At 40.8% G+C, this 13,165-nt stretch carries 18 protein-coding genes; 6 read left to right on the forward strand and 12 right to left on the reverse strand.

Annotated features, from left to right (window positions below; genetic code table 11):
- Positions 1–67 precede the first annotated feature (67 nt).
- On the reverse strand, positions 68–454 hold the full coding sequence (locus FPV17_RS10040) for a RidA family protein (protein WP_144558898.1): 387 nt from the start codon (positions 452–454) through the stop codon (positions 68–70).
- Positions 455–563: 109 nt separating this feature from the next.
- Here FPV17_RS10040 and FPV17_RS10045 point away from each other — a divergent pair, with 109 nt between their 5' ends.
- The gene (locus tag FPV17_RS10045; protein WP_035396099.1) at positions 564–899 is read left to right on the forward strand and encodes a winged helix-turn-helix transcriptional regulator; all 336 of its coding nucleotides are present in this window, start codon (positions 564–566) and stop codon (positions 897–899) included.
- A 265-nt stretch (positions 900–1,164) separates the two neighbouring features.
- Here the strand turns inward: FPV17_RS10045 and FPV17_RS10050 are convergent, their stop codons facing one another.
- From FPV17_RS10050 to FPV17_RS21895, 3 genes are read right to left on the reverse strand one after another with little or no spacing between them, the layout of a single operon-like run.
- Entirely contained in the window at positions 1,165–1,380 is a 216-nt protein-coding gene (locus FPV17_RS10050; RefSeq protein ID WP_144558899.1) for a hypothetical protein, read from the reverse strand.
- Positions 1,377–1,529: a hypothetical protein gene (locus tag FPV17_RS21890; RefSeq protein WP_186370776.1), complete on the reverse strand. Its 153-nt coding sequence runs from the start codon at positions 1,527–1,529 to the stop codon at positions 1,377–1,379. Before FPV17_RS21890 ends, FPV17_RS10050 begins: the two co-directional genes overlap by 4 nt.
- Positions 1,530–1,694 (reverse strand): hypothetical protein, encoded by a 165-nt coding sequence (locus FPV17_RS21895; RefSeq protein WP_186370777.1) that lies wholly within the window; start codon positions 1,692–1,694, stop codon positions 1,530–1,532.
- Between the two features lie 321 nt (positions 1,695–2,015).
- Here FPV17_RS21895 and FPV17_RS10055 point away from each other — a divergent pair, with 321 nt between their 5' ends.
- The 5 genes from FPV17_RS10055 to FPV17_RS10075 all read left to right on the forward strand — a co-directional run bounded on the left by FPV17_RS10055 (position 2,016) and on the right by FPV17_RS10075 (position 7,593).
- The gene (locus FPV17_RS10055) at positions 2,016–3,674 is read left to right on the forward strand and encodes an ABC transporter substrate-binding protein (RefSeq protein ID WP_144560461.1); all 1,659 of its coding nucleotides are present in this window, start codon (positions 2,016–2,018) and stop codon (positions 3,672–3,674) included.
- Positions 3,675–3,737: 63 nt separating this feature from the next.
- On the forward strand, positions 3,738–4,694 hold the full coding sequence (locus FPV17_RS10060) for an ABC transporter permease (RefSeq protein WP_035396107.1): 957 nt from the start codon (positions 3,738–3,740) through the stop codon (positions 4,692–4,694).
- Between the two features lie 45 nt (positions 4,695–4,739).
- Positions 4,740–5,636 (forward strand): oligopeptide ABC transporter permease, encoded by an 897-nt coding sequence (gene opp4C, locus FPV17_RS10065; protein ID WP_035396183.1) that lies wholly within the window; start codon positions 4,740–4,742, stop codon positions 5,634–5,636.
- Between the two features lie 14 nt (positions 5,637–5,650).
- The gene (locus FPV17_RS10070) at positions 5,651–6,631 is read left to right on the forward strand and encodes an ABC transporter ATP-binding protein (protein ID WP_035396185.1); all 981 of its coding nucleotides are present in this window, start codon (positions 5,651–5,653) and stop codon (positions 6,629–6,631) included.
- Positions 6,628–7,593 (forward strand): ABC transporter ATP-binding protein, encoded by a 966-nt coding sequence (locus FPV17_RS10075; protein ID WP_035396110.1) that lies wholly within the window; start codon positions 6,628–6,630, stop codon positions 7,591–7,593. The genes FPV17_RS10070 and FPV17_RS10075 overlap by 4 nt, the downstream gene beginning before the upstream one ends.
- Before the next feature lie 86 nt (positions 7,594–7,679).
- Here FPV17_RS10075 and FPV17_RS21900 read toward each other — a convergent pair whose 3' ends face one another.
- From FPV17_RS21900 to FPV17_RS10110, 8 genes are all read right to left on the reverse strand, one after another.
- Positions 7,680–7,841: a hypothetical protein gene (locus FPV17_RS21900; RefSeq protein ID WP_164468421.1), complete on the reverse strand. Its 162-nt coding sequence runs from the start codon at positions 7,839–7,841 to the stop codon at positions 7,680–7,682.
- A 172-nt stretch (positions 7,842–8,013) separates the two neighbouring features.
- Positions 8,014–8,418: a VOC family protein gene (locus tag FPV17_RS10080; RefSeq protein ID WP_035396113.1), complete on the reverse strand. Its 405-nt coding sequence runs from the start codon at positions 8,416–8,418 to the stop codon at positions 8,014–8,016.
- 117 nt (positions 8,419–8,535) lie between these two features.
- The gene (locus tag FPV17_RS10085; RefSeq protein WP_144558900.1) at positions 8,536–9,312 is read right to left on the reverse strand and encodes a PepSY domain-containing protein; all 777 of its coding nucleotides are present in this window, start codon (positions 9,310–9,312) and stop codon (positions 8,536–8,538) included.
- A gap of 93 nt (positions 9,313–9,405) precedes the next feature.
- A complete protein-coding gene (locus FPV17_RS10090) occupies positions 9,406–10,074 on the reverse strand; it encodes a PepSY domain-containing protein (RefSeq protein ID WP_144558901.1) in 669 nt (222 codons plus the stop codon).
- Complete coding sequence (locus tag FPV17_RS10095; RefSeq protein ID WP_144558902.1) at positions 10,061–11,437, reverse strand: HAMP domain-containing sensor histidine kinase; 1,377 nt, start codon at positions 11,435–11,437, stop codon at positions 10,061–10,063. The genes FPV17_RS10090 and FPV17_RS10095 overlap by 14 nt, the downstream gene beginning before the upstream one ends.
- Positions 11,434–12,135, reverse strand: a complete 702-nt coding sequence (locus FPV17_RS10100; protein ID WP_144558903.1) for a response regulator transcription factor — start codon at positions 12,133–12,135, stop codon at positions 11,434–11,436. The genes FPV17_RS10095 and FPV17_RS10100 overlap by 4 nt, the downstream gene beginning before the upstream one ends.
- 320 nt (positions 12,136–12,455) lie before the next feature.
- A complete protein-coding gene (locus FPV17_RS10105; protein ID WP_052008077.1) occupies positions 12,456–12,800 on the reverse strand; it encodes a DMT family transporter in 345 nt (114 codons plus the stop codon).
- Between the two features lie 20 nt (positions 12,801–12,820).
- Positions 12,821–13,138, reverse strand: coding sequence for a DMT family transporter (locus FPV17_RS10110; protein ID WP_186370778.1), 318 nt, complete (start codon positions 13,136–13,138; stop codon positions 12,821–12,823).
- Positions 13,139–13,165 lie beyond the last annotated feature (27 nt).

The raw sequence follows: 13,165 nt of genomic DNA on the forward strand, positions 1-13,165 counted from the left end.
ATCGGCAGCACATCATCTGTGCTGCCTTGCTTTTTGTAAGAAACCAATTCATTGAGGGGTAGGAAGATCAGCTATCAGCGTGTGCAACAGCACTTATTTCAATTAATTGCTCTGGAAAAGCTAAATAGGTAACGCCAATGAGGCTACCAGCAGGGCGGTGATCATGTAAGTGTTCCTTTAACATCTGAATGACCGTTTCCGTGTGCGCTTGTGGGTTTGTTAAATATATTTCGATATAGGCGAGGTTGGAGGTTGTCACATCGAGTTCCTTAAGGACACGATCTAGATTTTCAAATGTTCGTTTCGTTTGCGCCTCGATCCCTTTTTCGCTTTCAAAGTTCCCTTCCTCATCGTACGCAAATTGGCCTGAAACGTAGATGGTGCCGTTCACACTATACCCTTGCGTAATTCCATGATCCCAAAGATTGTGATTGTAGGTCTTGACAATACTCATAATGAAATCTCTCCTTCAATTTAAGATAAAGTAAGTATAGTATTGATGTATACACAAGAATAGTACGCACTTTATTGATAGGTACTACCAGGGAGGAAAGTGTCAAAATATGAGTATGGCTGAGTACAATGAAAAAGGTTCAATCAAGGAGACATCTTTTGGGTATGCAATGTCAGTGATTGGTGGGAAGTGGAAACTGCTTATTCTTTATTTATTAGCAGAACAAGAGCCTGTTCGTTTTAATGAAATGAAAAGACAAATCGGACCAATTACGTATAAAATGCTGAGTTCACAACTTAAAGAATTAGAAGCGGATGGAATGATAAAGAGACAAGAATATCCTCAGGTTCCGCCGAAAGTCGAGTACAGTCTCACTTCTAAAGCAGAGGAGCTTTTACCTGTACTGGAACAGCTATGTGAGTGGGGAGATCAAAATAGAAACTAGAAGAATTTCGGGAAATTGGTTTACCATTTCTAGAGCGGGTAATCAGAAGAAATTTAATAGTAAAGTATGTGCGAATACGCTTATCGTGTGCAAAAGGGCTTTACAAAAAGCGCCTTTAGCAGTAAAAACCAACCTTTTCATAAAGGTTGGTTTTTACTATTCATAGAAGCAATCCATTCGGAAGCAGGAAAGATCTACTGCTCATCCCAAAGAAGGCATATGAATAAAAAAAGAGTTTAGAAGATGTAGATTGTTCTCTTGCTCATTATTCTTCATCTGTATTCGTTGGGTACTTACTACGACGATAAGACATGGTGCCTAACAATACGTAGATAATGGACATGCCAGTAAAAATAAATACCCCTGATTGTCCATTTAAACCAAATGTAGGAAGGATAAAATAACTAAAAAGAGCGATTAGTATAGAAATAACCGAAGAAATAAAATAAATGATGTGAGGTGGGCGTTGTTTCCTCTTCATCGTTTTCTCTCCTCTCCTTCCAATTGATTCATTCTTTTCTCTAATTGTTCCATTCGCTTGTTTTGCCTATTCAACTTTCCTTGAAAGGAAGCTGTATAACTGAACGTGCCGACTGCAATCGAGACTGCAAGAGCAACATAAATGTCCATCTACTTACCACCCTCTATTTGCTTTTTTTCCATCATGCCAGATAGGAAGTAGATAAAGGCAAGGGCAAAGCTTGAAAAAGTAAAAAGTAAAGGTTGATTATAGATAACCTTCATGATTCCAGAGACAAGGAAGATAGCCGAAGCGATAAAATAAATTTTTTTCATTTAAAACACCTCACGTTCTTTACGAATGGAAACTACAAAGGTTTCATAGCTATTTACTCGATCTTGCTTCGTTCTCGTTGAACAATCTCAGTAGGAGCACCTCTTTATAAAATGGCACTTGAGTAAATTATAAAAAATCAGATTTTTTATAATCGCTTGTTGACTTATCGGAATTATATGTTTTAATAATAAGAGAACTTTTTTACATAAAGATATGAAAAATTATGGGATTAAAAAGGGGGAGAAATAGTGAAAAAACGATGGACACTTTCTTTATCAGTAGCTGCTTTTACAGTGGTGCTTGGCGGCTGTAACACGGAGATGGGTAGTGACGAGCCAGCAAACAGTGATCGTGAAGAGGAAACAGCCAGCATTCAATTCGTGGAAGATACGCAAGTTGAAGCCAGTAATCCAGCTGCATCGCCAGCACTTGCAACAAATAGGGGAGAAACCATTGTCGTTGGCCTTCAAGAACCTGGGGGTGTATTTACACCATACTTTAATACAAGCGGATATGATGGAAATGTTCAAGCTGTCATGTTCCCACCGTTGGTTGATATTGATGAAAATGGCGAACCTTTCGGTCGATTAGCAGAGAATTGGAATGTTTCTGACGATGAGTTGACCTTCAGTTATACGCTACGAGAAGGCTTAACATTTGATGATGGTCGTCCATTCACAACTGAAGATGTCGCCTTTACTATTACGCTTCTCTATGACCCGAGCTATCCTGGATCAACCGACATCACGGAAACGAATTTAGTTGGTGGTTTGGATTACAAAGATGGAGACGCCGATGAGATAACGGGTATTACGATTGTGGATGAGCGTACAATCGAGTTCGAACTTGAAGAACCAAATGCACGTGCGCTCACCATGCTTGGTGGTCAAGTTTTAAGCAAAGCCTACTACGGTGAAGAATATGAAAAAGGAAATCTTGATTACATAAGCGATTTCCATCTGCGACCTGTTGGCGCAGGCCCATTTACGTTCGAAGCGTATAACCCAGGTGAAGAGATTCGTTTTACTTCAAACGAACATTACTATAAGGGCGAACCAGAAGCAGATGCATTTATTTATCGAACGACAGAAGGAGATTCCCAGCAGTTTTTCCAAACTGGAGAGCTTGATTATGGAACATTTGCGGCAGATCAAGACAATTTTGACATGCTTCAATCGTTAGAGTTTGCCGATATTAATTTGTATACGTCTTCCAATTACAGCTATATCGCCTTCAACCATGAATCTGACATTTTTAAAGATGCAAATGTCCGTAAGGCGTTTAACTACGGATTTGATCGTCAAACGTATGTGGATATTCGTTTTCAAGGGTTTGCTCAAGTCGCAAATGTCCCAGTATCACCAGTTTCATGGGCTTATACAGACGAAATTGAAGGCTTTCCCTATGACCCTGAGGAAGCGGAACGCTTACTTGAAGAAGCTGGCTGGGTTGAAGGTTCGGACGGAATTCGAGAGCGTGATGGAGAGAAACTACGTGTTTACTTCTTTACGACAGAAGCGAGTGGAGCTAGTGATGTCCTCGTAACGAGACTTCAAGAGGATTATCAGCGTATTGGCATTGACTTGCAAATTGAACAAATGGATTTTAATGCCTTGCTAGCACGTGTGGATAATGGAGATCATGATTTAGTCAGTTTCTCCACAACTATGCAGCCAGACCCACATATTGGTGTGCAAGCATTCCATTCGGATCATACAGGAAATACATTCCGTGGCTACAAGAATGAAGAAGTCGATGCACGAATTGATGCTGCAGTTGCTGTAAGTGATTTAGATGCCAGAGCAGAATCCTACCATGAATTATATGAAGCGCTTGAAGAAGATCCACCAATGATTTTACTAGATTATAATAAGGTCTTGTCTGCTACAAATGCACGCGTACAAGGCTTTGAGCCAAACGGCTTCCGGGGAATTTCACTTAGTCTCGAAGACTTACAAGTTGTTGATGTTGCTGAATGATTAGGAAAGGAGGACGGGTCGTCTGTCCTCCTTTTTTATTGAAGATAAAGGGGGTAGCTCGTCTTGCGTCATTATGTAGTTAAACGCTTGCTTTATTTAATCCCAACTTTAATTGGGGCATCCATCTTAATTTTTTTCCTGTACTCGCTTGTTCCTGGAAACTTTATTGATGCTGACCCGAATTTAACAGCTGAGCGAAAAGCAGAATTATCAGCCTTGTATGGCTTCGATCAACCAACGTTTATTCGCTATTTTATTTGGATGGGGAACCTCTTTCAAGGTGATTTAGGGTATTCGCTTCAATTTCAGCGTCCTGTATCAGAGGTCCTTGGAAATTACATATGGAGTTCGTTTATTGTTGCTTTTGCTTCGCTTTTTTTAACTTGGGGCATCGCGGTTGTTATCGGTGTTGTATCAGCTACAAAACAATATTCCTTTTTTGATGGATTTGTTACCTTTCTCGTATTTGCGGCAATGGCAACCCCGTCCTTTTTCCTTGGCTTAATCGTTATTAAACTGTTTGCTGTTGATCTCGGTTGGCTTCCGGCGGGAGGGATGACAAGTTCAGGGATGAATTACACGGGATGGGCACGAATGAAGGATATTTTGGAGCACATGATTTTGCCTGTTCTCGTTTTAACCATGCTAGGGATTGGTGGGCTCACTCGTTATTTTCGTACGAATATGCTTGAAGTCATCAAGATGGATTTTGTGCGTACCGCAAGGGCGAAGGGTTTAAAGGAAAAAGTAGTCATTTACAAACATGCGTTGCGCAACGCTCTATTACCAGCAATTACGCTGTTTGCGTTTGAATTACCAGCGCTATTTAGCGGAGCAATTATTATTGAGCAAATTTTTAACTGGCCCGGAATTGGCGCGATTTACATGCAAGCCTTTTCGGTTCGTGATTATCCGTTATTAATGGGCTTCACAATGTTTATTGCTCTTTTGACCGTTATTAGCAATTTACTAGCTGACTTGCTGTATGGTGTCGCTGATCCGCGAGTCCGGGTGAAGTAAGGGGGGAGAAGGTTGGAAAATCGTCCAAATGTACGATCATCACACATGTTTGATCTTGAAAAAGGACAAAAGTCTTCTCTTTGGAGGGAAGTAGGGCGTCGCTTTATTAAAAATAAAATGGCGGTTGTCGGACTCCTTTTTCTTTTGTTTATCTTTTTATTTAGTTTTGTTGGGCCATTTTTTTCACCTTATATGACGAGTGGGACGAATTCTCAAATGATTCATCAAGCGCCAAGTGTAGCGCATTGGCTTGGAACGGATCATTTAGGTCGTGATGTGCTGACGCGCTTAATGCTTGCTGGTCGAATTTCTTTAACTGTCGGTATAGGGGCTATGCTATTAGCAGTATCAATAGGTGGGATACTTGGCATTTTAGCTGGTTATTACAAAGGGATTCTGGATCAGCTCGTTATGCGGCTTGCAGATATTTTAATGACGTTACCTAGCATCCCACTTCTTTTTATTATGGCAGCAGTTATGTCTGAGTGGAGAGTGCCTGCGGAACAACGTCTTTACGTGGTTATGATTATGCTAAGTCTCGTAAACTGGCCAGGATTAGCCCGTCTTGTTCGTAGCCAAGTGTTAAGTTTGCGTGAGCGTGAATTTATGCAGGCAACAGAAGCATTAGGACTTAGGGATCGACGCAAAGTGCTAAACCATCTCCTTCCAAATGTAGTTCCGCTACTAATTGTAACCGCGACTTTAAGTGTTGGAGGTGCCATTTTGAGTGAATCTGTTTTAAGTTTCTTTGGACTCGGTGTCGTCCCGCCTACTGCATCATGGGGCAACATGATCAATACGGCGAATAGTTTAATTGATTTTACCAATCGTCCGTGGCTATGGATTCCGCCTGGTGTTGCCATATTTGCCACCGTCATATCTGTTAATTTGCTTGGAGATGGGCTTCGTGATGCGATTGATCCGAACATGAAAGGACGTTGATACCGGTGGAAAAAGTGAATCCGTTGTTAGAAATAGAAGAAGTACGCACCCATTTTCATACTGAGAAAGGGATCGTAAAAGCTGTTGATGGGGTAAGCTTTACGGTTCATCAAGGGGAAACGGTTTGTATTGTGGGAGAGTCGGGCTGCGGTAAAAGTGTAACCGCGTTGTCTATTATGGATCTTATTTCAGGATCAGGAAGCGTTTCTGGATCAATGAAATTAGCTGGTACAGAATTACGAACATTGTCAAAAGGAGATATGAGGCGTATTCGCGGAAATGAAATGGCAATGATCTTCCAAGAACCTATGTCTTCGCTCAACCCTGTTCTCACGATTGGAGAACAATTGATGGAAACGATTGTCAACCATACGGCGTTATCCAAGAAAGAAGTTAAGAAAAAAGCCCTTGATCTTATTGAACTCGTAGGGATTGGGCGTGGGGAATCTATTTTGAAGTCGTATCCGCATCAAATGAGCGGTGGTATGTTGCAGCGAATCATGATTGCCATTGCGCTTTCGTGCAATCCAAAGATGTTAATTGCTGATGAACCAACCACAGCGCTTGACGTTACCATTCAAGCCCAAATTTTAGACCTTCTTCGAATGCTAAAAGAAGAACAACAAATGTCTATGTTGTTAATTACTCACGACCTTGGTGTTGTTGCGGAAGTAGCGGACTATGTCGTTGTCATGTATGCGGGGAAAGTAATTGAAAAGGGCAAAGTGGAGGATATTTTTGAAAGTCCTAAACATCCTTATACAAAGGGTTTGCTTCAAGCTAAACCTATTCTTGGGTCACGTAGACAAAAACTTTATACAATTCCTGGTCAAGTACCACAGCTTTTAGATTTACCAGAATCCTGTTATTTCGCTGACCGATGTGAACACTGTATGGATATTTGCACAAGCAAAGCACCAACTTTAACAAAGGACGGGCAGAACCAACATGAAGTTGCTTGCTGGCTTTATGAAGAAAAGGAGGCGGTGCAATGAGCGAGCCATTCATAGAAGTAAATAGCCTCGAAAAAGTTTATAGTACGAAAGCATCTTTCTTCAATCGTAAACCAGAGAGAGTGATTGCTGTTGATCATGTGAGCTTCACTATTAATCAGGGTGAAGCATTCGGACTTGTAGGAGAGTCGGGAAGCGGAAAAAGTACCATTGGAAAATCATTACTTCGCCTTCATGATATTACGTCAGGTACTGTAACATATAAAAGGCAAAACGTGCATGAACTATCTAAAAGCGATATGCGTCGCTTGCGTCCTAAATTGCAGTTTGTTTTTCAAGATCCTTTTAGTTCTCTTAATCCACGTTTACGTGTAGGAGAGGCGCTTGCAGAGCCATTACTCGATCACGGCTTAGCTACAAAAGCGACTGTCAGAGAAAAAGTGCTAAATGTCATGGAACTATGTGGGTTACCTACATATCATATCGACAAATTTCCGCATGAATTTAGCGGTGGTCAACGACAACGCATTGGTATTGCTCGGGCTGTCATTATGGACCCAGAATTTATAGTTGCAGACGAGCCGGTATCTGCTTTGGATGTATCAATCCAAGCGCAAATTATCAACTTATTCCAAGAACTGCAAGAAGAGAAAAATATGGCCTATTTGTTTATCTCTCATGACTTAAGTGTAGTGGAACACTTATGTACCCGTATCGGTGTTCTTTACCTTGGAACAATGATGGAAATGGGAAGTAGGGACCAACTTTATCAAAATCCTCTTCATCCATATACAAAAGCACTCCTTGCCGCTGTCCCTATACCTGATCCCAAGCGCAAACGACAGCGGGTTCCTTTGAAGGGAGATGTCCCAAATCCTGCAAATCCACCAACTGGATGTAAATTTCACACACGCTGTCCAATTGCCACAAACGCATGTGCCAGTAAAGTACCCTTATTCCGTGAGGTTGAATCAGGTCATTATGTAGCGTGCCATTTTGCTTAAACACAACCAGTTGAATGAGGTTTAAGAAAGCACCAAGCGTTTTTAGCTTGGTGCTTGTATGCGTTGCGTTTAATGCAAGAGGATCTTTATAATGTGTTAGTGGAAGTCATTAACCGTTGTTTATCTGTATCAAAATAAATATCTAAAAATGTATTGTCTGAAAACTTTATTACAACAGCACTTTCCGTTATTTCTAGATCAGAAACAGCCTTACCTTTAAGTTGTTGAACGATTCCCTCATTTTCCATATTCATTCTCCTCTCTTTTTGTGTACTAGTGTTCTACTTAGATGGTACACTTAACAAATGCCAAAGTAAAGACTGATAAACAGATTTTTTTATAATAGATAAAACCATTTAGCAAAAACGACAAAAAAGCCTTAACCCATGTCTTTGGTTTAAGGCTTCTATTTGTTTAGGGTCATTGAGTAGGTGCCATCCACATCGGTTCAAGGGTGTTGCCATCTAGATCTAGTACTTCAAGGCCAAACATGTGCTCCTCTGGGATACCGTGATCAATGCGATAATAATGACCGCCGTTCTCTTTCGCTTTTTTAGCGAATTGTTTTATGGCGTCTGCGCTTTTCATTTCAAAAGCAATTAAAGCCGCACTTGTTTTCTGTGTGTCTGCAATTGTTTTACCTTGAAGAAATTGTTTATAGAAATCATGTGTTAACAGCATAATCCAAAAACGATCGTCCCACATCATGGCACTTGCGTGTTCATTCGAAAACATTTCATTTTTCTCAAAGCCCAGCTGTTCATAAAAATGTGTTGATATTGCTAAATTGCGAACAGGAAAGTTTACGAAAACTTTTGTCGTCATTACAGCACCTCTTTACTCGTCATACAAGTAGTGTAACCTTATTCTGTGTGCGTAACCAGGTGTATGTAGTAAAAAAGCTACCGCCATTTACTAAAACGGGGCGATAGCTTTACACAATTATTCATCACGTTCTTGTTTTAAAATATCACCAGTCTCTGCATGAAGATCGATGTCATACTCAACGTTATCAACCATGACTTCAAGCTCATAAAGGGGGATGCCATCGTCGTAATCACGTTCACTTTCCAGTATTGTCACATGTTCACCTAGTTCCGACTGGATAAAAGCAGTTACTTCATCCAATGAAAGAAAAGACTTTGCTCCGTCCTCAGATGTACTGTTTAGGAGCTCATCATCCATTTTGACAATATCACCCGTTTCCGCATCGATAACCAAGTCGACGTCGTCGTCATATTGGGCGAATTCAATCTTATAAACAAGGAGCCCCTTTTCTTGTTCTAATTCAATTTCCTTTACATTTGCTAAGCCGCTTTTTTCAACCGCAATCGTTTCAGCCTCTTGTTGTGTTAAAGCTGGCTTTGCTTTGTTCTCAGTTAGAAGCAAATCACCATCAATGTCAATTAGGTCACCAGTTTGAACATCGAATGTAAATTCATACGTTTCTTGAGGCGTACGAACATCGACTTCATACACATCGACCCCATCTTCAACATCTTGCTTCGCTTTAACCATATTGCCTCCAACATACTCTTCCGCTTGCTTAACAGCTTGTTCTAATGATAGAGAGGAAGCAGTCGTTCCTGCAACTGCTGTTGATTGCGCAGTGACTTCTTTCACAGCAGGATCTTCTTTGGCATTTGCAATACTCCAAGTTGCCCCTCCAGCTACTAGTAAAGCGCATGTCCCGGTAATCATAACGGTTTGTTTTTTCATCTTTCTGACCTCCAGTTGTTTTTGATAGCTTTACTATAGCCTCTACAAATGAAGGAACCGTGAAAGGAAAATGAAAGTTTGATGAGAAATTCATTAATCCCAAATAACCGAAATAATCTCACCAGTATACGCATCAATAATGACGAGGGCATCGTCATCACGCCCTGTATCTTCCAATTCTACTTCATAGACAAGTCGATTGTTGCGAGTTTCCTGTTCTACATCTTCAACTGTTCCTGGTATCTCAGAAAGAGCAATTTCGATTGCCTGATCCGGAGAGAGGATCGCTTGTTCTTCTTCAAGGCTAGTGCGGATGATGTGACCTGTAAAAGCATCCACCTCGACCTCTCCAGTCCGACCATCTACGCTATAGTCCACATAATAACGGTTATCCTGTAAGTTCATATTGGATATTTCAATCCCTTGTTCTGGATAAGCCTCTAACAAAATCGCCTCGATCTCTTTTTCACTTAACGGGGTCTCCCGTTGATTTAACAAGCGCAACGATTGAATAGAGCCTGATGTCGCATCTAGTGTTAGTTCATATTCCCCTGACCCTTTTAAAAAAGTGAGCTGGTAGACGTGTTCATCACCTTTATACGTAAATGATTCCATTTCGTTTGGATCAAATCGTTCCATGACAATGGCTGAGATTTCCGCATCACTTAAGGTCTCTTGCTGAAGCCAGCGATACATAAACATACCTGTGACAACCAACAGGCAGCAAGCGACGAGAAGAAGCCATTTCCTAATACGTGTCATCGTGATACTCCTTTCTCACTAATGGCAGCGTCACGTAAAACGTAGAGCCATGGTTTTCAATACTTTCCAGTCGAAGCAATCCATCATGTTCTTCTACAATCTTTTTCGCAATAGACAGACCTAATCCGCTACCACCTGTTTCTCGAGAGCGTGCTTGATCGACACGATAAAACCGTTTGAAGATTGCTGCTTGCTCTTCTTGACTGATGCCAATTCCCTGATCCTTAACGGAAATCATGCATTCCTCTTCTTTTAGTCTTTCTACAGTGACAGTGAGGGCATCATCTGAATACTTAATCCCGTTATCAAGTAATAGGAAAAAGAGTTGTTTCAATAAATGTTCGGAGCCTAGAACGTGAAGGGTCTGGCCTGTATCAGCAAACGTAATTGGCCTCCCAAAAGCGATGCTCATTCTTTCACATGTCTCTTTTACAAGCTGATTGATGTGAAGAGGCGTTTTCTCATGTGCTGGTGTTTCGCCTTTCGCTAGTAGCAGCATCTGCTCTGTTAAAGCTTTCATCCTTGTTGATTCAGACAGGATTGCGTCAACGGCTTCATCAATCATAGAAGGATCGTGTTTTCCCCATCGCTCCAACATTTTGGCATAGCTTTCCACAACCGTGAGTGGTGTCTTTAGTTCATGGGAGGCATCTGACACAAATTGTTGCTGCTGATCGGCATGTTGTTGAAGTAAATCAATCATATGGTTAAAAGAATGGCTTAAGTCAGCCAGTTCATCTTGTTTCGTCGGGACATCAGCTACTTTTCTTAGTGTACCTTGATGACGGATGTCATTCATCGTTTCAGCTAAAGAACGAATAGGCTTTAAAATAAATCGTCCTAATGCTTGACTTGCTAAAAAAGTTGGAATGAAAACAACGAGGGACGCAATCAGTAAAATCATCCCAAGCAAGGGCAAAGTTTCATCTAGATAATCAAGCTGCTGAGTAAGTTGCAAGGAGACGACTTGCCCATCTGACCATATAAGTGGGGTAGAAGCAGTGGCGTACCGGTCGTCATCAACGTGCACTACATCAGCTGTTTCCTTTGATGAAAAGGATGAAGGCCAGTCAAGCAAATCGTCATTTTTCGTGACAGTTAAAAGAGAAGCGCCGTTCTCATCAACAAGCCGTAACATCCCGTTTTCAGGGGCATACGTATGGATAAATTGATTGCGCGCCTCAGGGCTTGAGTTTGCTTGGTCAATCCCAGTGGAAATAGAGACAGCTTGACTTGCAAGCCGATCCAATTCACTGGTTGTTAAGTTTTCTTTAAACAGCGCATAAACAGACAAGTTGACTATAAGAAGCAAAATCGTCACAAGTCCAGTTGAAAATAAGGTAATACGCCATGACAATGTCATGAGCTTGATTCCTTTAACATGTAACCAGCTCCGCGAACGGTTTGAATAAAGGCTAAGCCAAACGGCTTTTCTACCTTATTGCGTAAGTACCGAATGTACACATCAACAATGTTTGTTTCTCCATAAAAGTCATAGCCCCATACACGCTCCAGCAATTGTTCTCGTGATAACACTTGATGTTGATGTTCAAGTAAACAGCAAAGTAGCGTATATTCACGATTGGTGAGGGAGACCTCGTTCCCTTTAACGTAGACTTCATGGGATGCGGTATCAACACGAAGAGAGCCAGCTGTTAATAGAGAAGAAGTTGAAGGTTTTTCAGCGATCGTAACAGGACGCAGAGACACACGAATGCGTGCTAGTAACTCTTCAATTTCAAATGGTTTGGTCATGTAATCATTGGCACCAAGGTCAAGCCCGGTTACTTTATCAACGGTGGCATCTCTAGCCGTTAGCATAATAATTGGTGTTGAATCATCTCGACTACGAACCCGTCGTAATAATTCAATGCCACTTAATCCAGGGAGCATCACATCAAGAAGCAACAAATCAAACGAGTGGGACTGGAGTGCTTCCCATGCATCAAATCCATTATGAAAAATGGTTGTCGTATAGCCTTCATGAGTTAATTCTAATTGGAGCACGCGAGCAATCCGGTGCTCATCTTCAACGACAAGTATATGGCTTTTCCTTTCCATAGGATCGTCCCTTCCACCAAGATGTATTCTTGAACGTAGCGTACACAAAAAAAGGGAACGTGACAAGTTAAAATCAGATGAGAGAAGGGAGCGGGTGCTTAACCAAATAAAAATTCGAAAAAAGGTAACGATAGCGAAAGGCAGAAAATGATAAAGGAATGAAATGTTACCAACATCGTTTCCTTGCCCACTAATCGGCAATGAATAAAAGCGGAAATACGCGGTACAAACAGTTCAACAAAGATTTTCCATTCTATTAAAGGTAGAAGCGTAAAGTTTGAGATCGAGTTGAAGAAAGGTACATCGAAGGTAAAAAAAGACTAGTTTTCGTTCCGAATAGGTTTTTTCTTTCTTAATTGAAGTAGAACAATCCCTATTATGATGAGAATCGTGCCTACAATTTTGATAATAGAGAGTGATTCATTAAAAAGAATAACACCAAATACAACAGACATCGCAGTACCCACCCCGCCCCAAATAGCGTAAGAAATGGATAAAGGTAGTTTCTTAACAGCAAAGGCTAGGAAACTAAACCCTAGAAAATAAGAGGCAAGGCAGCCAATGGTAAAAAGAACCTCTGTAAAGCCATTTGTATACTGAAGCAGAATTTGTCCACATAATCCAAAAAAAATCGCTAATGCCAAATACAAATAGTGTTTCTGCAAAACCATCCACCTCAATCTTTTTAAGAACTACTATTCAATAAAATAATTCCGGAAAGCAAAATCGTTAACGCCACAATGGATTGTTTACTAACTCGCTCATTTAGAAAAAAAAGGGAAAACAGAACGGTTGATGCTATTCCTAAGCCCGACCATGTCGCAAAAACGATACTCATAGGTAAATAGATGAGAGATCTTGCTAGAAAAAAGAACGCTAAACCGTATCCAAAAAAAGTTAATAAGCTCGGTACAATGAATTTTAGGCCGTTAGAATGTTTTAACTGAATTGAGGCATAAACCTCAATGACAATGGCAAGAAAGAGAAAAAGGTAACCGAGCACATTATAACCTCCTAAAATACTTTTGAC

The organism is Shouchella miscanthi (assembly GCF_007725405.1).
GTDB classification, from domain to species: Bacteria; Bacillota; Bacilli; order Bacillales; family Bacillaceae_D; genus Shouchella; species Shouchella hunanensis.

Bases quoted from the DNA above. Each gene is read 5' to 3' on its own strand.
- FPV17_RS10050 (WP_144558899.1), bottom strand. From the start codon at position 1,380: ATGAAGAGGAAACAACGCCCACCTCACATCATTTATTTTATTTCTTCG.
- FPV17_RS21890 (WP_186370776.1), bottom strand. From the start codon at position 1,529: ATGGACATTTATGTTGCTCTTGCAGTCTCGATTGCAGTCGGCACGTTC.
- FPV17_RS10095 (WP_144558902.1), bottom strand. From the start codon at position 11,437: ATGACATTGTCATGGCGTATTACCTTATTTTCAACTGGACTTGTGACG.
- FPV17_RS10090 (WP_144558901.1), bottom strand. From the start codon at position 10,074: ATGACACGTATTAGGAAATGGCTTCTTCTCGTCGCTTGCTGCCTGTTG.
- FPV17_RS10045 (WP_035396099.1), top strand. From the start codon at position 564: ATGAGTATGGCTGAGTACAATGAAAAAGGTTCAATCAAGGAGACATCT.
- FPV17_RS10085 (WP_144558900.1), bottom strand. From the start codon at position 9,312: ATGAAAAAACAAACCGTTATGATTACCGGGACATGCGCTTTACTAGTA.
- FPV17_RS10080 (WP_035396113.1), bottom strand. From the start codon at position 8,418: ATGACGACAAAAGTTTTCGTAAACTTTCCTGTTCGCAATTTAGCAATA.
- FPV17_RS21900 (WP_164468421.1), bottom strand. From the start codon at position 7,841: ATGGAAAATGAGGGAATCGTTCAACAACTTAAAGGTAAGGCTGTTTCT.
- FPV17_RS10040 (WP_144558898.1), bottom strand. From the start codon at position 454: ATGAGTATTGTCAAGACCTACAATCACAATCTTTGGGATCATGGAATT.
- opp4C (WP_035396183.1), top strand. From the start codon at position 4,740: ATGTTTGATCTTGAAAAAGGACAAAAGTCTTCTCTTTGGAGGGAAGTA.
- FPV17_RS10100 (WP_144558903.1), bottom strand. From the start codon at position 12,135: ATGGAAAGGAAAAGCCATATACTTGTCGTTGAAGATGAGCACCGGATT.
- FPV17_RS10075 (WP_035396110.1), top strand. From the start codon at position 6,628: ATGAGCGAGCCATTCATAGAAGTAAATAGCCTCGAAAAAGTTTATAGT.
- FPV17_RS10055 (WP_144560461.1), top strand. From the start codon at position 2,016: ATGGGTAGTGACGAGCCAGCAAACAGTGATCGTGAAGAGGAAACAGCC.
- FPV17_RS21895 (WP_186370777.1), bottom strand. From the start codon at position 1,694: ATGAAAAAAATTTATTTTATCGCTTCGGCTATCTTCCTTGTCTCTGGA.